Origin of the sequence: Streptomyces sp. NPDC088400 (assembly GCF_044753355.1) — a bacterium.
GTDB lineage: Bacteria > Actinomycetota > Actinomycetes > Streptomycetales > Streptomycetaceae > Streptomyces.
Map to the genome: position 1 here is coordinate 633,563 of NZ_JBIVMZ010000003.1, position 18,993 is coordinate 652,555.

At 69.6% G+C, this 18,993-nt stretch carries 20 protein-coding genes; 8 read left to right on the forward strand and 12 right to left on the reverse strand.

The features are described 5' to 3' along the window. Positions 1–12: 12 nt before the first annotated feature. Positions 13–801 (reverse strand): ABC transporter permease, encoded by a 789-nt coding sequence (locus tag ACIQD6_RS10355; protein ID WP_401880417.1) that lies wholly within the window; start codon positions 799–801, stop codon positions 13–15. Continuing rightward, positions 798–1,628 carry an ABC transporter permease gene (locus tag ACIQD6_RS10360; RefSeq protein WP_401880418.1) on the reverse strand — a complete coding sequence of 277 codons (831 nt, stop codon included), beginning with the start codon at positions 1,626–1,628 and terminating at the stop codon, positions 798–800. The genes ACIQD6_RS10355 and ACIQD6_RS10360 overlap by 4 nt, the downstream gene beginning before the upstream one ends. A gap of 137 nt (positions 1,629–1,765) precedes the next feature. On the opposite strand from ACIQD6_RS10360, the gene ACIQD6_RS10365 reads away from it, so the two are divergent. Next, the gene (locus ACIQD6_RS10365) at positions 1,766–2,755 is read left to right on the forward strand and encodes a LacI family DNA-binding transcriptional regulator (RefSeq protein WP_401880419.1); all 990 of its coding nucleotides are present in this window, start codon (positions 1,766–1,768) and stop codon (positions 2,753–2,755) included. A gap of 162 nt (positions 2,756–2,917) precedes the next feature. Here the strand turns inward: ACIQD6_RS10365 and ACIQD6_RS10370 are convergent, their stop codons facing one another. Next, the gene (locus tag ACIQD6_RS10370) at positions 2,918–3,883 is read right to left on the reverse strand and encodes a pirin family protein (protein ID WP_401880421.1); all 966 of its coding nucleotides are present in this window, start codon (positions 3,881–3,883) and stop codon (positions 2,918–2,920) included. Between the two features lie 134 nt (positions 3,884–4,017). Between ACIQD6_RS10370 and ACIQD6_RS10375 the strand changes: the two genes are divergently transcribed. Continuing rightward, positions 4,018–4,365, forward strand: coding sequence for a tetratricopeptide repeat protein (locus ACIQD6_RS10375; protein WP_401880422.1), 348 nt, complete (start codon positions 4,018–4,020; stop codon positions 4,363–4,365). Between the two features lie 109 nt (positions 4,366–4,474). Here ACIQD6_RS10375 and ACIQD6_RS10380 read toward each other — a convergent pair whose 3' ends face one another. The 5 genes from ACIQD6_RS10380 to ACIQD6_RS10400 all read right to left on the reverse strand — a co-directional run bounded on the left by ACIQD6_RS10380 (position 4,475) and on the right by ACIQD6_RS10400 (position 10,011). Next, entirely contained in the window at positions 4,475–5,884 is a 1,410-nt protein-coding gene (locus ACIQD6_RS10380; RefSeq protein WP_401880423.1) for an NADP-dependent succinic semialdehyde dehydrogenase, read from the reverse strand. A 192-nt stretch (positions 5,885–6,076) separates the two neighbouring features. Beyond that, positions 6,077–6,412, reverse strand: a complete 336-nt coding sequence (locus ACIQD6_RS10385) for a WhiB family transcriptional regulator (protein ID WP_401880794.1) — start codon at positions 6,410–6,412, stop codon at positions 6,077–6,079. 36 nt (positions 6,413–6,448) lie between these two features. Beyond that, positions 6,449–6,631 (reverse strand): hypothetical protein, encoded by a 183-nt coding sequence (locus ACIQD6_RS10390; protein WP_401880425.1) that lies wholly within the window; start codon positions 6,629–6,631, stop codon positions 6,449–6,451. 169 nt (positions 6,632–6,800) lie between these two features. Further along, positions 6,801–8,651, reverse strand: a complete 1,851-nt coding sequence (locus ACIQD6_RS10395) for a transketolase (RefSeq protein ID WP_401880427.1) — start codon at positions 8,649–8,651, stop codon at positions 6,801–6,803. 1 nt (position 8,652) lies between these two features. Continuing rightward, positions 8,653–10,011, reverse strand: coding sequence for an NAD(P)/FAD-dependent oxidoreductase (locus ACIQD6_RS10400; protein WP_401880429.1), 1,359 nt, complete (start codon positions 10,009–10,011; stop codon positions 8,653–8,655). Positions 10,012–10,372: 361 nt separating this feature from the next. On the opposite strand from ACIQD6_RS10400, the gene ACIQD6_RS10405 reads away from it, so the two are divergent. Continuing rightward, positions 10,373–11,518, forward strand: coding sequence for a glutathione-independent formaldehyde dehydrogenase (locus tag ACIQD6_RS10405; RefSeq protein ID WP_401880430.1), 1,146 nt, complete (start codon positions 10,373–10,375; stop codon positions 11,516–11,518). Positions 11,519–11,653: 135 nt separating this feature from the next. Further along, positions 11,654–12,133: a DUF5709 domain-containing protein gene (locus tag ACIQD6_RS10410; RefSeq protein WP_401880796.1), complete on the forward strand. Its 480-nt coding sequence runs from the start codon at positions 11,654–11,656 to the stop codon at positions 12,131–12,133. A 203-nt stretch (positions 12,134–12,336) separates the two neighbouring features. Here ACIQD6_RS10410 and ACIQD6_RS10415 read toward each other — a convergent pair whose 3' ends face one another. From ACIQD6_RS10415 to ACIQD6_RS10425, 3 genes are all read right to left on the reverse strand, one after another. After that, positions 12,337–12,885, reverse strand: a complete 549-nt coding sequence (locus ACIQD6_RS10415) for an ATP-binding protein (RefSeq protein WP_401880431.1) — start codon at positions 12,883–12,885, stop codon at positions 12,337–12,339. Between the two features lie 170 nt (positions 12,886–13,055). Further along, the gene (locus ACIQD6_RS10420; RefSeq protein WP_401880433.1) at positions 13,056–13,454 is read right to left on the reverse strand and encodes a hypothetical protein; all 399 of its coding nucleotides are present in this window, start codon (positions 13,452–13,454) and stop codon (positions 13,056–13,058) included. A gap of 150 nt (positions 13,455–13,604) precedes the next feature. Then, complete coding sequence (locus ACIQD6_RS10425) at positions 13,605–13,868, reverse strand: hypothetical protein (protein WP_401880435.1); 264 nt, start codon at positions 13,866–13,868, stop codon at positions 13,605–13,607. Between the two features lie 151 nt (positions 13,869–14,019). On the opposite strand from ACIQD6_RS10425, the gene ACIQD6_RS10430 reads away from it, so the two are divergent. Continuing rightward, positions 14,020–14,400, forward strand: coding sequence for a VOC family protein (locus ACIQD6_RS10430; protein ID WP_401880437.1), 381 nt, complete (start codon positions 14,020–14,022; stop codon positions 14,398–14,400). Positions 14,401–14,428: 28 nt separating this feature from the next. Here ACIQD6_RS10430 and ACIQD6_RS10435 read toward each other — a convergent pair whose 3' ends face one another. Further along, positions 14,429–15,517 carry an amino acid ABC transporter permease gene (locus ACIQD6_RS10435; RefSeq protein ID WP_401880439.1) on the reverse strand — a complete coding sequence of 363 codons (1,089 nt, stop codon included), beginning with the start codon at positions 15,515–15,517 and terminating at the stop codon, positions 14,429–14,431. Between the two features lie 687 nt (positions 15,518–16,204). Between ACIQD6_RS10435 and ACIQD6_RS10440 the strand changes: the two genes are divergently transcribed. The 3 genes from ACIQD6_RS10440 to ACIQD6_RS10450 are packed head-to-tail and all read left to right on the forward strand — an operon-like array spanning position 16,205 to position 18,988. After that, positions 16,205–17,338: an LLM class flavin-dependent oxidoreductase gene (locus tag ACIQD6_RS10440; protein WP_401880441.1), complete on the forward strand. Its 1,134-nt coding sequence runs from the start codon at positions 16,205–16,207 to the stop codon at positions 17,336–17,338. Beyond that, entirely contained in the window at positions 17,338–18,018 is a 681-nt protein-coding gene (locus ACIQD6_RS10445; RefSeq protein ID WP_401880443.1) for a GNAT family N-acetyltransferase, read from the forward strand. The genes ACIQD6_RS10440 and ACIQD6_RS10445 overlap by 1 nt, the downstream gene beginning before the upstream one ends. 13 nt (positions 18,019–18,031) lie before the next feature. Continuing rightward, positions 18,032–18,988: an ABC transporter substrate-binding protein gene (locus tag ACIQD6_RS10450; RefSeq protein WP_401880798.1), complete on the forward strand. Its 957-nt coding sequence runs from the start codon at positions 18,032–18,034 to the stop codon at positions 18,986–18,988. Positions 18,989–18,993 lie beyond the last annotated feature (5 nt).

Genomic DNA, 18,993 nt, shown 5'->3' on the forward strand with positions numbered 1-18,993 from the left:
CGGGTGCTGTGGTCACTGGCTGAAGACCTTGTTGAATCCGACGAGGCGCTCCGTCAGCAGGGCCGCGCCGACCGTGGCGGCGAGCAGCAGAGTACTCACCGCTGCCACCACGGGGTCGTAGGAGAACTGGACGTAATTGAGCATCTCGACGGGCAGCGTGGTGATCCCGGGCCCCTTGAGCAGCAGTGACAGCGGGACGTTGTTGAAGGAGGTGAGGAAGGACAGCACGGCCGCCGATACGATGCCGGGCGCCATCACCGGCAGTGTGATCGTGAAGAACGTCCGCAGGGGTCCGGCGCCGAGGCCTCTGGCGGCTTCTTCCAGCGCGGGGTCCGACAGGGCGAGCGAGGCGCCTGTGACGCGTACCGCGTAGGGCAGCAGCAGGACCGTGTGGCCGATCAGCAGCGCGCCGAGCGCGGTGATCCGCATGGTCACCATGAGCTGCTGGAAGAGCGCGAAGCCCAGGACCAGTTCGGGGACGATCGCGGGTGAGAGGAAGAGCGTCTCGACCGTCTTGTGGCCGCGGAACGTGTGGCGCTGCACGGCCAGGGCCACGGGGATGCCCAGTACCAGCGCGAACAGCGTCGACCCCGAGGCCACCAGCAGACTGGTCAACAGGCCCTGCTGGAAAGAGGCGTTGGACAGCGCCTGGTCGAACCAGCGCAGCGAGAGGCCGGGCGGCGGGAACTCGACGGTGTCTCCGGACGAGAAGCCGATGGCGACGACCAGCAGGATGGGCCCGAGCAGAAAGGCCATGGCCAGGGCGGCCAGCAGGGAGAGAACGGGGCGTCGGCGTATCACGACGTGGCCACCTTCGCCGATATCCTGCCCGAGGCCCAGCCGACCACGAGCACCAGTACGGTCATGATGAGTGCGACGGCACTGGCCCCGCCCCAGTCCAGCTTCACGTTCGCGTAGTCGTAGAGCAGCGTCGCCAGGGTCCGGTTGCGGGAACCGCCGAGCAACAGCGGTGTGGTGAAGGCGGTGACCGCTCCGGCGAACACCAGGGTCGCCCCCACCAGTACGCCGGGCAGGGCGAGCGGCAGCACGATCTGCCGGAAGGCCCGTCCGGGGCTCGCGCCGAGGCCGCGGGCGGCGTCCTCGAGGCCGGGGTCGATATGCGACAGCGAGCTGTACGAGGTGAGGATCATCAGCGGCATGAACAGCTGGGTGAGGCCGGCGACCAGGGCGAACTCCGTGTAGAGCAGCTCGGGCGGACGGTCGGTGAGTCCGGTCGCCAGGACGGCATCGCTGATGAGGCCGTTGCGTCCGAGGATGACCAGCCAGGCGAAGGTCCGCACCACTGTGCTGAGCAGCAGCGGGAAGACCGCGAGCGCGAGCAGCAGGCCCTGGCGGCTCTTGGGAGCACGGGCGATGAGATAGGCCGTCGGGAAGCCGAAGACCAGACAGACGAGGGTGACGGTGACGGCCACGCGTACGGTCCGGGCGAGCACACCCAGTACGTAGCTGTCGGTGAGCATGGCGCCCAGCTTGCCGAGCACGTCGGGGTGTTCGGCGGCGGGCGGCGCGAAGAGCGTCACGACGAAGGGGAACGCGAAGCCGAAGGCCAGCAGGGCCAGGCCGGGCGCGAGCAGCAGCCCCAAAGTGGCCTTCCGGGACACAGACACACCTCCTCTCAGAGATTCCTACAACCGGTTGCTGCAACCGGTTGCAGCAACCGGTCGACGCGGACAATACTTTCGTCCGGATCGAGGCGTCAACGCACTCGTGTAAAGATCCCGTTACGCACACACTGAGGGGCGAGATGGTGACGCTGGCAGACGTCGCACGCGCGGCGGGAGTGTCCAAGGCGACCGCGTCACGCGCGCTGAGCAGGCCCGACATGGTCGCGGCGGATACGCGCGAGCGGGTGCTGGCCGCTGCCGGGACCATGGGTTTCGAGTTCAACGCGAGCGCCCGGGCGCTGACCACCGGTCGGACCGGCCTGGTCGGCGTTCTGGTTCCGAGCCTCGCCAACCCCTACTTCGCCCCGATCGTGACCGGCGTGCAGCGTGCGCTGTCCCAGCACGGCGACAACATCCTGCTCGCCGTCTCCGAGGGTTCACAGAGCAGTGAGCACGAGCTGGCGGGGAAGCTCGCCTCACGCGTCGACAAGCTCGTCTTCATCGCCCCGGTGAGCCCGGACTCGGCGATCAGGGGGTTCACTTCGAAGCTGCCGGTCGTCACCGTGGACCGCACCGTGCCCGCGGTGCCGGGCGTCCTGATCGACACCCCCGGCGGCGTCGCGGACATCGTCACGCACCTGGCGGGCCTCGGTCACCGGGCCATCGCCTACGTGGGCGGCCCGGACGGCTCGTGGATGGCCGAACGACGCAACAGCGCGGTCGAGGAGGCCGCCCGCCGCAGTGGTGTCGACCTCACCGTACTCGGCCCCGTCGGCCCCCGGATCGACGCGGGACTGGCCGTCGCCGAGCGCGTCGCCGCCGAACGGAGCGTCACCGCGCTGGTGGCGTACAGCAGTTACCTTCTGCTCGGCCTGCATCTGGGGCTGCGTGACGCCGGTGTGCGGGTTCCCGAGGACATCAGCCTGGCCGCGTCGGACGACCTGACCGCGATCAGCACGGACCGGCCCGACACCACGGCGCTACGGGTCCCGCTCGAAGAGGCGGGAATCGCGGCGGTCCGCCTGCTCCAGGAGGCGAACCCTCCCAAGCGCGCCCGACGGCTGCGCATCGCCACCGAGTTGATCGTCGGCGGCTCCACCGCTCGCGCCACCGGTCCGGAGACCAGGTAGGGAGGCCGGTGGGGCGGTATCCGGGAGACAGATCTTGACGTGACTGCTCGTTGTCCCCGGGAATCCGCTGGGCGCTCGGGTTCCCGGGGAATGCCACCGTCGCCCGGTCAGGAGGGTTCGGCGGCTGAGGGGGCGTGCCCGGCACATGTCGCCCAGCCCAGGTCAGCGCACCCGGCCCCGCGGTTTCAGCGCCACCGGCGGCAGTTCCGGAGCAGGCAGCCGGTCGCCGTCGTAGCCCGTCACCTCTCCGAAGCGGGAGCTCTCCATCCAGTCCTTGCGGGCCCTCTCGATTTCTTCGTGCGAACGTCCGATGTAGTTCCACCACATGACGATCTCTTCCTCGAAGGGCTCGCCACCGAGGAGCATCAGGCCCGCGTCGGACGCGGCGCGCAGGGGTAGTTCCGAGCGGCCGCAGCCGAGGTAGAGCATCGAGCCGGGCAGTACGCGCACTCCGTCGACGTCGGCCTCGCCGGACATGGCCAGGACCGCGTACTCGAAATCGGGGTTGAGCGGCAGGCGGGTCTCGCTGCCGGCGTCGAGTGCCAGATCCGCGCCGACGATCGGGCTGTAGGTCGTGCCGGGCGAGACCGCGCCGTCGAGTGCGCCGAGGATGACGGTGGCGGTCAGGCCGGGCGCGGTGACCAGGGGGAGTTCGGCGTGGTGCTGGAAGTGCGGCTGGACCTCGCGGTGCGCGTCGGGGAGTGCCACCCAGAGTTGGGCGCCGTGCAGAAAGCGGGCGTGTGTACGGGGGCTCTCCTCGGAGTGGGAGATCGCCCGGCCTGATGTCATCAGGCCCAACTCGCGCGGGCGGAGGGTCTGGAGGCTGCCGAGGCTGTCGCGGTGCAGCACCTCGCCGTCGTGCAGCCAGCTGACGGTCTGGAGCCCCATGTGCGGGTGCGGCGGCACCTGCATTCCGGGCTCGTCGGCGATGTCGTCGGGACCGTAGTGGTCGACAAATGCCCAGGCACCCACCATGCGGCGCCCGAGGTTGGGCAGCAGGCGGCGGACCTCGGTGGACTCGCCCAACTGGACCCGGCGCGGGCTCAGCAGCTCGCGCACCGGTTCGGCGACGACGAAGCCTCGGCCACCGCAGACGGTGGGGGACGCCTGACGATCAAGATTACTCATGGCACCCAACCTATTCCCGTGGCACCCGTGGGGGCAGCATCCACACGAAATCGGTAGTGGAATGTTCAACCACCCTCCACTGTTGACATCACCGAAGGCAATCGAAGCCGGTCGAAGGCTATGGAGGAGGGCACGTGGAGAACACGTACTACGAGTACGGAACCGCCGCCGAGCGCTGGGACCGCGCGCGGCTGTTCTTCGACGCCAAGGAGTACGTGACGGCCGCCCGCATCCTCGGCGGGCTGGTGGACGAGGTCCCGGAGCAGGTCGCCCCTCGGCTGCTGCTCGCTCGTGCCTACTACCACTCGGCGCGGCTGGCGAAGGCGGAGGCCGAGCTGCGGGCCGTCGTCGAGCGTGACCCGGTGGAGCGGTACGCACGCCTGATGCTGGGCCGCACGCTGGAGCGCCAGGGCCGGTCGGCGGAGGCCGCGCCGCATCTGCGGATGGCCGCCGCGATGTCCGGCGAGCTCCCCGGCGGGTGAACGGTCGACGCCCGGAGTGCGGCGGTGGGCCGGACGGCTGTCCGGACCGGGCCGCCCGCCGCACGCCTCCGGGCTCATGTCGCGTTCAAGTCGGCCGTAACTACGAGAACTACGAGCCGTTGTCCGGTTCGGCGCCGTACCAGACCGTGGTGATGTTGCAGAACTCGCGGATGCCGTGGGCCGACAGCTCGCGCCCGTAACCGGAACGCTTCACACCGCCGAACGGTAGCGCGGGATGCGAGGCCGTCATGCCGTTGAAGAACACACCGCCCGCCTCCAGGTCCCGTACGAACCGGCGCATCTCCTCCTCGTCCCGTGTCCATACGTTGGAACTCAGCCCGAACGGTGTGTCGTTGGCGAGTGCCACCGCTTCGTCCAGGCCCGCGACCCGGTAGAGCGTGGCGACCGGGCCGAACGTCTCCTCGCGGTGGATCCGCATGGACCCGGTGATGCCGGCGAGCACGGTGGGGGTGTAGAACCAGCCCTGCTCGTACCCCTTCGGACGCCGTCCGCCGCACAGCGCGGTCGCTCCCCCGCTCAGCGCGTCGTCGACCAGCTCCTCCAGATCGGTGCGGCCCTGTTCGCTGGAGAGCGGCCCGACGTCGGTGGATTCGTCCAGCGGGTCGCCGACGGTCAAGTCCCGCATCCCGGCGGTGAATCGCTCGGCGAAGGCGTCATAGACGTCCTCGTGCACGATGAAGCGCTTGGCGGCGATGCAGGACTGGCCGTTGTTCTGCACCCGGGCCGTCACCGCGGTCCTCGCCGCCCGCTCGATGTCCGCCGAGGGCATGACGACGTACGGGTCGCTGCCGCCCAGTTCCAGGACGGTCTTCTTCACCTCGTCGGCCGCGATCGCCGCGACCGAGCGGCCGGCCGGCTCGCTGCCGGTCAGGGTCGCGGCGGCCACCCGGGGATCGCGCAGGATGGCCTCGACCGCGCCGGAGCCGACCAGCAGCGTCTGGAAGCAGCCGACCGGGAATCCGGCCCGGCGGAACAGGTCTTCCAGGTAGAGCGCGGTCTGCGGAACGTTCGAAGCGTGCTTGAGCAGGCCCACGTTGCCGGCCATGAGAGCGGGGGCCGCGAACCGTACGACCTGCCAGAGGGGGAAGTTCCACGGCATCACCGCGAGAACCACACCCAGCGGCCGGTAGTGGACACTCGCGCGTGCGGCGCCGGAGTCCTTCACGTCCGCGTCGGAGGGACGCTCGTCCGCCAGCAGTTCCTCGGCGTGCTCCGCGTACCAGCGCATCGACTTGGCGCACTTCAGGGCCTCCGCACGGGCGGCCGCGACCGGCTTGCCCATCTCGGTGGTCATGGTGCGGGCGATCTCCGGCGCGTCCTGCTCCAGGAGGTCGGCGGCGCGGTTCAGCAGCCGTGCCCGTTCGTCGAACCCGGTGGTGCGATACGTCCGGAACGCACTGTCGGCAGCCGCGACGCGGCGCTCGATCTCCCCGGCTCCCAGCGGGTCGAAGGACAGAAGCGTCTCTCCGCTGGCGGGATTCACCGTCGCGATGGGCATGGCCGACTCCTCCTCGATTCGACACTCCGACCCTTCCGCGACCTGTCCCGACCCGCAACACGGGCCCCGGGCGACGGACCGAAGGGTGTTCGACCGGAAAGTGTCCGGGCCGGAAGGTGTACGGGCCAGAAGGTGTACGGACGGGAAGGTGTACGGACCGGTAGGCGTACGAACGCGGTCCCCGGATCCGGTCTACGGACGCCGCGACCCACCGGGAGCCGAGGACTGCCGGGCGCGGGTCGAGGAGCTCTGCGGAGCCCTGCGCCGGTCGGAGCGGCGCCGCAGCCGCCGCCGCTCGTCCTCGTCCGTGCCGCCCCACACGCCGGACGTACGGTTGGTGGTCAGCGCCCATTCGAGGCACTCCCGCTCCACGGGGCAGCTGTGGCAGACCTCCTTGGCGTGCTCCGCCTGCTCGGAGGCCGGACCGGAGTCCCCGACGGGGAAGAACAGCTCAGGGTCGACACCGACACACGCCGCGTGGCGCAGCCACTGCCAGGTGTCCGCGTCGTATCCCGTGTCCGGTCCCATGTCCAGCTCGGCTGTTGTGGTCGGCCGCACAGTCACTCAGTCCTCTCCCCGCACTACGTTCCAGTCCTGGTCCGCCGTCTCGTGCCCCTTCCGGGCCTGCCTCGCCCGGCATTCGCGCTGTGTCGCACGCGCCGACACGCAGGTACGTATCCGGCCTTCGCGTTCGGTGGGCCGGTGGGCGGCGTCCCGTACGCGCCGTCGGCCGTGGTCGGTACTCATGCTGCCTCCTTCTCTTCTCGTGCTCGCTGTCGCGTCGTGCTCGCTCTTGCGAAAGTCGTGGTGCGCCCGTTGTCGCGGGCGCTCGTCCTTCGCGTACCCAATGACTCGCTCCCAAACAGGACAGCGACAGAACGGCCCGTACCGCGCGCCGTGTCCCGCGTCACGCCCGTCAGCGGATGATCTTCCCCGTCAGCAGCCGCAGCCCCGCCGCGATCGACTCCGCGTCGATGCCCGCCGCCCGGAGTTGCTCCTCCGGCGTCGCCGAGCCCGGCATGTCGCCCACCGCCAGCCGCACGAGCCGCCGCGGTGCGGGGCGGCCGTCGGAGAACACCTCGGCCACCGCGTCCCCGATGCCGCCCTCCGGGTGGTGGTCCTCCACCGTCACCAGGCAGTCCGTGTCGGACGCCGCGGCCTGGAGTGTCGGCTCGTCGGCCGGCTTGACCGAGTACAGGTCGATCACCCGGACGGGGATGCCCTCCCGCGCCAGCAGGTCCGCCGCCTTGAGACACTCGTGGACCGTGGTGCCGGCGCCGATCAGTGTCGCCCGGTCGGCGTCCGAGCGGCGCAGCACCTTGCTGCCGCCGACCGGGAACTGCTCGTCGGGGCCGTAGACGACCGGGGTCTTCGCCCGCAGTGTGCGCAGGTAGCGGACGCCCGTCAGGTCGTGCATCGCGGCCACGAGCCATGCCGTCTGGTTGGCGTCGCAGGGGTGCAGCACCGTACTGCCGTGTATGGCACGGAACATCGCCAGGTCTTCCAGGCCCATCTGGGACGGTCCGTCCTGGCCGATCGCGACACCCGCGTGCGAGCCGACGACATTGATCGAGGCCCGGCTGACGGCCGCCATCCGTACGAAGTCGTGGGCGCGCGTCAGGAAGGCCGCGAAGGTCGACGCGTACGGGACATGTCCCAGCGCCTGCATACCGACGGCGGCGGCCACCAGTTGCTGCTCCGCGATGTAGCACTCGAAGAACCGGTCCGGGTGCTCCTTGGCGAAGAACTCCGTACGGGTGGAGTCGCTGACCTCGCCGTCCAGCACGACGACATCGCCCCGGGCCGAGCCGAGGGCCGCGAGCGCCTTGCCGTACGCGTCACGGGTGGCGACCGAGTCGCCCACGTCGTAACGCGGCAGTTCGACGGTGGCGGGGTGCCGGGCGGTACGGGCGGGTGTGCCGGGCGGTGCCGGCTTGGTCACCGGCACCCGGATGAAGCGTCGCCCGCCCAGTTCCTCGATGGCGCTCTCGGCGTCGGGCAACGGTTTGCCGTGCATGCCCTCGCGGTCCTCGACGGAGGCGACGCCCTGCCCCTTGCGGGTACCCGCGATGATCGCGGTCGGCACCCGGAGCGTCGACCGGGCCTCGTTGAAGGCGGCGTCGACGGCGTCCATGTCATGGCCGTCGATCTCGATGGTGTGCCAGCCGAACGCGCGCAGCCTGCGGCCGTACGCGTCCAGGTCCCGCTGGTGGCGGGTGGGGCCGCGCTGGCCGAGGCGGTTGACGTCGATGACGAGGGTCAGCGAGTCCAGGTGCTGGTCCCCCGCGTGCTCGATCGCCTCCCACACGGAGCCCTCGGCCATCTCGCTGTCGCCGGAGAGCACCCACACGTGGTACGGCGCATGGCCGAGCCGCTGGCCCGCGAGCGCCATGCCGACCCCCACGGGCAGTCCCTGGCCCAGCGAACCGGTGGCCACATCGACCCACGGGAGGTCCGGGGTCGGGTGGCCTTCGAGCCTGCTGCCCAGTGTGCGGTAGGTGCGGAATTCGTCCTCGTCGATCGCTCCCGCCGCCAGATACATGGAGTACAGCAGCGGCGAGGCATGCCCCTTGGAGAAGATCAGCCGGTCGTTGCCCGGATGGGAGGGGCGTTCGAAGTCGTAGTGCAGGTGGTTGGCCAGCAGGGCCGCCATCAGATCGGCGGCGGACATCGACGAGGTCGGGTGTCCCGATCCCGCCTTATCGGCGACACGTACGGAATCGACCCTCAACTGCTGTGCCAGTTCGGTCAGTTGCTCGCTGTTCATGTCACTCCTCCTTGGCTGCGCCGGGCTTTCCACGTGCGCCGGGCTGTTCGGGGGCTCCGGGGACCCTCGCCAGTTCGGGCGATGACGATTCGAGCGGCACCGTCCACGAGCGGACGAGTCCGAGCTGTACGGCCTGGCGCGGCAGCACCGCGTCGAGCAGCCAGTCGGCGGCGACACGCACCCGGTTCCCCGGCATGGCCGCCAGGTGGTAGCCGCGTGTGACGGCCCCCGCGAGCGGTCCCGACAGTGGCACCCCGAGGGGATTGGCCGCCGCCTTGACTCCGCCGAGGTCCACGACGAATCCCAGATCGTTGTGTTTGTACGTTCCCCGCCGGCCGTGGCCGAGCGAGGCGGCCACGTTGTGACCCGCCATCCTGCCCTGCCTGCTCGCGTGTTGAGCGGTCATCGGGGTGAACTTCCCCGGCCTGGTGAGATCCGGTACGGCCGCGGCGTCACCGCAGGCGAACACCTCGGGGTGGCCCACCACGGAGAGTTGGGAGTCGACCCGCAACCGCCCCTGGTCGACGGGCAGTCCGATCTCGGAGACCAGTGGGTCCGGCCGTACACCGACACACCACACGAGGGTGTGTGTCTCGATGAACTCGCCGTCGTCCAGGGTGATCCCGGTCGGTCCCGCCTCCTTGACGGAGGTGCCGGTCCTGACATCCACGCCACGCCCGCGCAGGACCCGGTCCGCGGTGGTGGAGAGCCTGCGGTCCAGCTCGGGCAGGACGCGGGGAGCGATGTCGAGGAGCAGCCAGCGAGGCTTTCGCGCCGGGTCCCAGGCCCACTGCTTACGGACCAGCGCGTCGGTGAACACCTTGCCCTGAGCGGCGACTTCGGTGCCGGTGTAGCCGGCGCCGACCACGACGAAGGTGGCGCGGGCGGTGCGCTCCGCCCGGTCGTCGGCGGAGGCGGCCAGTTCGATCTGACGCGTCACATGGTCCCGCAGATAGAGCGCCTCCGGGAGGCCGCGGAAGCCGTGTGCGTACGCGGCGACGCCGGGGACCGGCAGCAGTTTGTTGACACTGCCGACGGCGAGGACGAGCCGGTCGTACGCCAGCTCGCCCCGCTCGCCCTCCGGTCCGGTGTAGCCGACGCGCCGCGCCTCCAGGTCGACATGGCCCGCCTCGCCCAGGACGAGCCGTACACACGGCAGTGTGCCGGTCAGGGAGACCGCCACCCGGCGGGGCTCCAGGATTCCCACCGCCACCTGGGGCAGGAGCGGGAGGTAGAGAAAGTAATCCGTCGGATTCAGCAGGACGATCTCGGCCCTGTCCCGCAGCCGGCGGGAGAGTGTACGGGCGGCCTGGTAGCCGGCGAACCCGGCCCCGACGATGACGATGCGTTCTCGGCTCACGTTCGACTCCGGAGGGTTACTTTTCGGGTCGCACGGATCATGGGTCACGTGCCCGCCGAGGGCGGCGACAAACCCCCGGAGAGGGGCCCTCGTGGTACGCCCCGGTGTGTGTGGGCCATGACGCCCCGGTGCGTGGGCCATAACGTGCGGCACGGGGCCGTACCTGCCGTTTGACACGGCAGTGAATGGTGGGAGGGTGGACGAAGCGGATGAGCCGCCCCTGGGCAGGCAGCGCGAGCGAGCACGGCCGCGACAAGCACTGCCCCGACCACTCGCGTGCCCCCGGAATCTCACCGTCCGTGAAGTGGATCACCGGCTGTGATACGACGCCGGGGCATGCCGGAAGGCAAGGGATCGCGTCATGAAAGCTCTCGTCTACGACGGTGCGCGCAACGTCAGTGTCAAAGATGTGCCCGATGCCCGGATCGAGCGGCCCACCGATGTCCTGGTGAAGGTCACGACCACGAACATCTGCGGTTCGGATCTGCATATGTACGAAGGGCGTACCGAGATGGAGACCGGGCGGGTCCTCGGTCACGAGAACATGGGTGAGGTGATCGCCGTCGGGGACGGTGTCGACCGGGTGCGCGTCGGCGATCTGGTCTGTCTCCCGTTCAACATCTCCTGCGGTTTCTGCGGCAACTGCGAGGCGGGCAAGACCGCGTACTGTCTCACCACCAACCCGGACCCGCGGATGGCGGGCGCCGCCTACGGCTTCGCGGGCATGGGCCCGCACAACGGCGGTCAGGCCGAATTGCTGCGGGTGCCGTACGGCGACCACAACTGTCTGGTGCTGCCGGAGGAGGCCCGGGAGAGGCAGAGCGACTACGTCATGCTCTCCGACATCTTCCCCACCGGCTGGCACGCCACCGAACTCGCCGGTCTGCGGGCGGGTGAGTCGATCGTGATCTACGGGGCCGGGCCGGTGGGCCTGATGGCCGCGCTCTCCGCGACGCTGAAGGGCGCGGGCAAGGTCATGATCGTCGACCGTCACCGGGACCGGCTGGCACTGGCGGAGCAGATCGGCGCCATCCCCATCGACGACTCGCAAGGGTCGGCGGTCGACCGGGTCAACGAGATCACCAACGGCGCCGGCGCGGACCGCGGTTGTGAGTGCGTGGGCTATCAGGCCCATGACGTCGAGGGCATCGAACACCCCAACGCCACCCTGAACAACCTGGTGCACTCGGTCAGGTTCACCGGCGGTATCGGTGTGGTGGGTGTCTTCGTCCCGCAGGACCCGAACAGCCCCGACAGTCTCTACCAGGACGGCGAGGTCGCCTTCGACTACGGCCTGCACTGGTTCAAGGGACAGACCATGGGCACGGGCCAGTGCAACGTCAAGGCGTACAACCGGCAGTTGTGCGGTCTCATCGAGCAGGGCAATGCCACTCCGTCGTGGATCGTCTCCCATGAACTGCCGCTTGCCGAGGCTCCCTCCGGGTACCGGCACTTCGATGCCCGTGACGACGGCTGGACGAAGGTGCTGCTGCACCCGGCCGCCTGAACAGCCACGGACTGAACAGGCGCGGACTGAACAGGCGCGGACTGAACAGGTACGGACTGAACAGGCGCGGATGACGGAGGCACGTGGCACACACAGAGCGAGGAGAACGACGTGAGCGGCGACAGCGACGAGCCGATGGGGGACGAGGTGTACCAGCCGGACGACGGCGAGGTCACCGAGGACGAGGGCATTCTCGACCCCGAGGACACACTCCTCGACCGGGGTGCCGACCCCTTCGACGAGGGCTGGTCCCCGCCCGAGCGTCCGCTGGGTGTGGAGCACACAGGCACAACGCCCGCCGAGCAGCGGGCCGGTGAATCGCTGGACCAGCGGCTCGCGGAGGAGATTCCCGACCGGACGGGTCCCTCCGGGGACGGCATCGGAGACCTTCCGTACGGCGAGGGCGAGACGCTGGACGACGAGGTCGGCGACGACCGGTCCGGCCGGCTGGTGGCTCCGGACGAGGGTGCCCACGAGGACGCCGAGAAGGACATGATCGCCAGTGACGTCGGTATCGACGGCGCCGCCGCGTCGGCGGAGGAGGCCGCGGTGCATCTCGTTCCCGACCCGGACGAGGCGGAGGCAGATGCGGAAGCCGGGGCGGGACCCGAGTAGGTTCCGTGGAGAGTAGGTTCCGTGGAGCCCGAGTACGTTCCGTACGAGCACAGCCGGGACACACATGACGCCGGGACACACATGACGTGAGCGCCGCCCACCGGACGCCGCGCACCGGACGTGGGTGAAATCCCGTCCGGTGCGCGGCGCTTGGGGCTTCGCTGTCGCCTCGCCGATTGTCGCGTCGTCAGGCGATCGAGTCGTCAGGCGAAGGCCGGAACGTAGGCCGGCGCACGGGCCTGGAGGACGGCCGGGACGGTGGTCGGCACGGCCGCCGTGAGGACAGGGACGGGTGCGGGCGCCGGGACCGGACTCCGCTGCGCCGCGTCGATGCCTGTGAGCGGGACCCAGGGCGTACGCGGGACGTTCTGAGGCGTGCGAACACTCCTGGTGAACCAGATGACCTTGCCCTCGGCGGTGGGGCAGGTGCCCCAGCTGTCGCTCAGCGCGGCCACCCGGCCGAGCCCGCGCCCGCCGGCGGTGAGCAGCCGCGGCATCCGCGGGCCGTCGTCCTCGACCGAGACGGTGAGATGCCGGCCGGCCCAGCGGAGTTCGACCACGCACCTGTTGTCGTCACCGACATGACGGCGGACATTGGCCAGCAGTTCGTCGACGCCCTTGCAGACGGGGCCGATCTGCGGTTCGAGTTTCCAGTACCGAAGGACTGCGGCGACGCTGCGCCGTATCTCCGAAACGCGCTCCTCAGAGGCGTGCAATTCCACCACGTAGTGACGTTCGAGTGGAACTGTCATGGTCCAGGCTCCTCACACAGAGAGGCCCACAGGCTTCACCACGTTGAACCAACGACCCCCGAGCACGAAGCGTGAGCGATAACCACTTCTGGGTCACTCATAGCGTGACTCCGCCGCGCGGGAACCGCAACACGAACGGCGGAGTGACACAGGGCCCGGGTGGCCGGTGGCTACCGCGATTCGAGCCTCAGCTGGACTTCCTCCTCCTGGTCGCCGGAGGCCGTTCCGACGACACGGACCGTGAAAGCAGAGGCCAGAGCCTTCCGTAGGCTCTCCACCGCCGTGTAGCCGCCCTGGACGCTGGCCGTGACCGGCGCCGTCAGCCGGGCGGGGCCGGGTTCGGAGTGCGCGTCGGCCACGTCGAAGGTCGCGGTCCAGACGGTCGGCCGCTCCCCCGGCAGTTCCTGCGGGGCGTCGTCGGCCGCGCGGTCCGAGGCGAAGGCCGTACCGAGCACACCGAACACGATGTGCGCGTCCTCCTTCGCCCCGCCGCTGAGTGCCACCACGACTTGCGTATCGGGATGGTCCGCACTGTTCACGTGGAACTTCCTCTCTCCTGCCGCGCCCATACCGTCACGGGGTGTACCGGGGTCTCCCGAGGTGTCCCGGCGATGGCGTGATCGCTTCCAGACTCTCCCCGGTGCCGCGAGTGTGCGACTGGAGCGGTGCGCCCCGAGCGGTGCCGACGGTGGCCGCGGTGGCACGTGAACCGTCAACCGTCAACCGGGTGACTCGTCCGGTACCGGCTTCTCCGGGTGCACCGCGCCCGAGTTCGGACTGCCGCGTCGGCCCGCTCCGGCCTCGTCCGCGTCGGGAATCCGATGGTCGGGGTCGCCGACGTCCGGTTCCTCACTCCCGGCGGATTCCGATTCCAGGGGACCGGGATCCAGCGGATCGGGGCCCGTCGTGGCCTGCTGATCAGGCATGTCCCTGGGGACGGTGCGCCCCTGCTCCCCCGGGCCCACCGTGTGTCGATCGCTCACACGTCTCCTCTCCTCATGCCGTCGCGTCACGTTCTCGCGGCGGGGCGGCTACCCGCCCACTCCTCCGGCAATCAGCCTGACGGGCCCTGTACGGACCGTGTACGGACCGATGCCACGCGTGCGGGCCGGGCCCGGGGGTAGACGCTGGGACATGACCGTCGCGAAGACAAGTGTGCTCGTACTCGACAGTGCCGAACCCGTCGAACTGGCGGAGTTCTACTCGACGTTCTTCGACGCGGAGACCCGGATCGGCAAGGATCCGGACTTCGTGGAGATCGTCGGCCAGGCCGGGGTCCATCTGGCGATCCGCAAGGATCACGGCCACGCGCCCGCCAGTTGGCCGCGCCCCGAGAGTTCCCAGCAGGCGCATCTGCGAATACTGGTGTCACGGGAAGAGATCGACGAGGCGGAGCGTGAAGCGATCAGCCTCGGGGCCAGGCCGCTGGACACCAAGGACAACGGCGGACCGCGCGACACACGGATCTACTCCGATCCGGCCGGGCACTCCTTCATTCTGTCCGTCCGCCCCTGACCACCGTAGTCGTCATAGGGGGAGCCCGTCAGAGCGGCTTCGCGTCGAGGGCGCTCGCGGTACGGAGCCGTGCGCCGAGGGCCAGGATCCGGCGGCGCAGCCGCTGGAGGGGTGTGGGCGGCAACTCACGTGCCGCGCCACGGGCGTAGTGGCGCTCGATGTAGAACTGACCGGCGGACAGGACCGTCGTGACGATGACGTACCAGATGGTCGCCACCATCAGCAGCGGGATGACCTGGTACGTACGGTTGTAGATCAACTGCACCGAGAACAGCAGGTCCTGGACCGCGAGGACACTGACGATGCTGGTCCCCTTGAGAGTGCCGATGAGCATATTGCCGGCGGTGGGGACGATCGAGCGCATGGCCTGCGGCACGATGACACGGCGCAGTACCCGCCATCGGCTCAGCCCGAGCGAGGCGGCCGCCTCCGTCTGGCCGGCGTCGACGGACAGGATCCCGCCACGTACCACCTCGGCCGCGTAGGCCGCCTCGTGCAGGGTGAGGCCGATCAGGGCGGTGAGGCCGGCGCCGAAGAGGTTCACGGTCTTGAAGGTGACGAATTCGGGGCCGAAGGGGATGCCGAGGCCCAGGGTCGGATAGAGCGCGCCGATGTTGAACCAGAACAGCAGCTGCACCAGTAGCGGGGTGGACCTGAAGATCCAGACGTACCCCCAACTGATCGTGCGCAGAACGGGGTTGGCGGACAGCCGCATGACGGCGAACACCGTTCCGAGGAGAAATCCGAGCACCATCACGGCGGCGGTCAGCCAGAGGGTGAGCAGCAGACCGTCGAGTACGGCGGGGGTGGTGAAGTACTGGCCCACCACACTCCACTGGAACCTCTCGTTGCGGATGACCGAGTTGACGGCCATCGCGAGGGCCAGCAGGGCCACGGCGGCCGACAGCCACCGGCCGGGGTGGCGGCGGGGGACGATACGCGGGGCCTCGTCGGTACCCGAAAGGGATGAGGACGGGGATGGGGGCGGGGGCGGGGGCGAAGAGGCAGGCGGCGGGGGTGTCCTCTGCGGGGTGGCGTCCGTCTTCGGGGGCAACGCCCCTGACACGGGCAGGGCATCGGATACGCGCAGGCCATCGGGCGAGGGCGATACGGACATGAGGGCTCCGGCGGGAGAGACGGTCGGCGGTGGTTCGGCTTGATGCGGTCGGTCCGGAAGATCCGGGCGTCACCACGGCGTCATCACGCGAACCGCGTCCCTCAACACGGCCGGTGCGCCTCCGTCTTCACACGGAACCGCACGCGTCTCGATCGTACGGGCGGATGCCGTGTGTCTGTCAAGAAGCGTCCACGCCCGCCGCGGAACGGCAGAGCGCAGAGCGAACTCCAGTCGACTTCCGCCCACAGAGCGAGCGCGTGTTGACTTCGGCGAACGTACCGTGCTCAATTGGCTCCATGCAGAAGCAGTTGCCGTTGGTCACCCGCGGTCACATCGACTTCGGTCGAGTGTGGTCCGCCTCTTGTTGCGCCTGACCCGGCAGCGGGCCGCCTGACCGGCCCTTCCCTCCCTCGGTGACCCCGTCGCGGGCCGAGTTCTTCGTACCTCACACCGGGCGCACGCTGCCGCCGCACCTCTGATGTGACGCTCCACGCGCCATCACGCCTGGCCGTCCGTCACATCTGCCGTCATCACGCCTGCCCGCCCGTCACGTCCGCCTGTCGGCGAGCCTCCAGCCGTCACACGCGCCCCAGTTCCACTTCCACCGTGTCCCGCGGTCCGTCCGGGGTCGCTTCGGCCTGCCCTCTCGATCCGCTTCTCCTCGCTCCCCCGCACGAAAGGTCCGCCATGCCTGTGGAGTTCCTCGGTATCGCCGCCACCCACGACGGGTCGGAGACGAATCCCCGCTCCGGCGCCGCGTTCGACAAGGAGTACACGCTCAAGCTCGCCCGCGCCCATGAGGACCACGGCTGGGACCGGGTGCTGTTCGCGTACGGTTCCGGCTCGCCCGACCCCGCACCGGCCGCCGCGTACATCGCCTCCCGCCTGGACAGACTCCAGATCCTGCTCGCGCACCGGCCGAACGTCTCGTATCCGACCTTCGCCGCCAAGACCTTCGCCACCCTGGACCGGATCAGCGACGGCCGACTCACGGTCCACTTCATCACCGGTGGCAACGACCATGAGCAGGGGCGCGAGGGCGACACACTCACCAAGGACCAGCGCTACGCCCGTACCCGCGAGTACATCGAGATCGTCAAGCGGATCTGGACGTCGCACGAGGCCTTCGACCACGAGGGCGAGCACTACCGGTTCCACGACTTCGTCAGCGACGTCTTCCCCGTCCAACAGCCGCGGCCGGACGTGTCGTTCGGTGGATCGTCGGCCGCCGCGTACGAGGCCGGAGGCGCCGAGGCGGACATCTACGCCCTCTGGGGTGAGCCGCTGGACAGGACCGCCGAACAGATCGAGGCGGTGAGGGCCGCCGCGCGTGCGGCCGGCCGCACGACCGCGCCCCGTATCCAGGTGGCCTTCCGGCCGATCATCGCTCCGACGGAAGAGCTCGCGTGGGAGAAGGCGCACCGGACGGTGGCCGCGATCAAGGCCCGCAAGGAGAAGGGCGAGGCGGCCGTGGTGCGCCATCACCGTCGGGGAGAGCCGGAGAACGCCGGGTCGCAGCGCCTGATCTCGATCGCGGAGGCGGGTGAGCGCTACGACCGGGCGCTGTGGACCCCGACCGCCACCGCCACCGGGGGCGCGGGCAATTCCAACGCCCTGGTGGGCACACCGGAGACGGTCGCCCAGGCACTGCTCGACTACTACGACCTCGGTGTGGACATCATCTCCGCCCGCGGGTACGACCTGCTGGGCGACGCCATCGACTTCGGCCGGCATGTCATTCCGCTGGTGCGCGAAGAGGTCGCCAAGCGGGACGCGGAGCGCGCGGCCCGTGGCCCGCAGACCCTGGTGGAGGCCGGCTGATGACCTCCGTAGCCGAACCCGGCGGTCTGACCTGGTTGCGGACCGGCGTGTCGGACCCGCTGGCGCGCCCGATGCTGCGGGAGCTGGGGGACGAGTACTCCAGACGCTACGGCAAGGACGCGCACGGCGAGTTGGCCCGCTACCCGGCAGAGGAGTTCGACCCGCCGCACGGGGTTCTGCTGCTGTTGCTGGAGCACGGCGAGCCGGTCGCCGGAGGGGCGTTCCGCCGTTACGGCCACACCGAAGGCACCGGCCGCACCGACTCCACCCACGACACCCATGACACCGACTCCACCGACGTCACCCACAGCCCCACCGCCGAGCTGAAGCGGATCTGGACCCACTCGGCGCATCGGCGGCGCGGGCTGGCCCGGCGGGTGGTCGCGGAGCTGGAACGTGTCGCCGCCGCCCGCGGCTACCGCCGGATCTACCTCACCACCGGACCGCGCCAGCCGGAGGCCCGGGGGCTGTATCTGACGACCGGATACACACCGTTGTTCGACACGAGCGCCGATCCGGAGACCATCGGCCCTCTCGCCTTCGAAAAACACCTCTCCGGAAAACACCTCTCCGACCGTTCCTCGTTCTCCACCGAAAGATCGGCTTCGACCGAAAGATCGGCTTCGACCGAAAGATCGGCCTCCACCGGAAGTTCAGTCTCCGCCGGAAGAAAGGCATGACCCCGTGCACACCCTGATCCCGAGCCGTCACCGGCCCGTGCGCCACGCGGTGACCGCCGCGCTGACGGTTGCCCTGCTCCTGCCTGCCCTGGCGGGGTGCGGAACGGACGCGGCGTCCGGGCAGGAGACCGCGGACGGTACCGCGCCCGCCCCGTCGGAAAATGTCACCGCGTCGCTGAAGAAGGACGCCTCACTGGCGAAGCTGCTGCCCGAGGACGTACGGAAGCGGGGGACGCTCCGGATCGCTACTTCCGTGGGGGCGCCGCCCAGTGCCTACTTCCCCAGCGCGTCGAGCCGTCGGCCCGCAGGCCAGGACATCGACATCGCCGATGCCGTGGGCAAGCTCCTGGGACTGGAGCTGGAGCGCCAGGAGGCCGGCTTCGAGACGATCCTGCCCGCGCTCGGCAGTGGCAAGTACGACGTGGGCACCGGAAATTTCGGGGTGACCGACGAGCGCCGCCGGACGATCGACTTCGTCACCTACATCAATGACGGTCAGGGGTTCTCCGTCCGGAAGGACGACAAGAGCCTCGCCAAGGTGACCCGGCTCGACCAGCTGTGCGGCAAGACCGTCGGAGTGGGTGCGGGCACCACTTTCGAGACGACCCTCAACTCCCGGAAGGGTGTCTGCGCCGACGCGGGCAAGAAGCCGTACACGGTCAACGTGTACTCCGACAACGGGGCACTGCTCACCAGCCTCCAGCAGAACCGGGTCGATGTGGTCATGTCGACGATCAACGGCCTGCGCTATCAGGCGGACCAGCCGGCGGCCGGGGTCAGGTTCCTGAACGAATTCCACCGGCTCGACGTGGGCTTCGCCTTCACGAAGAACTCCCCGCTGCTCAAGGCGTTCCAGGGAGCCGTGAACAGGCTGATCGACAACGGCACTTACGCCCGAATCGTCGACAAGTGGGGAACGAAGGACTCCGCCATCGAGGAGTCCCGGATCAGCCCGCCCGAGAAGAAGTAGACGAA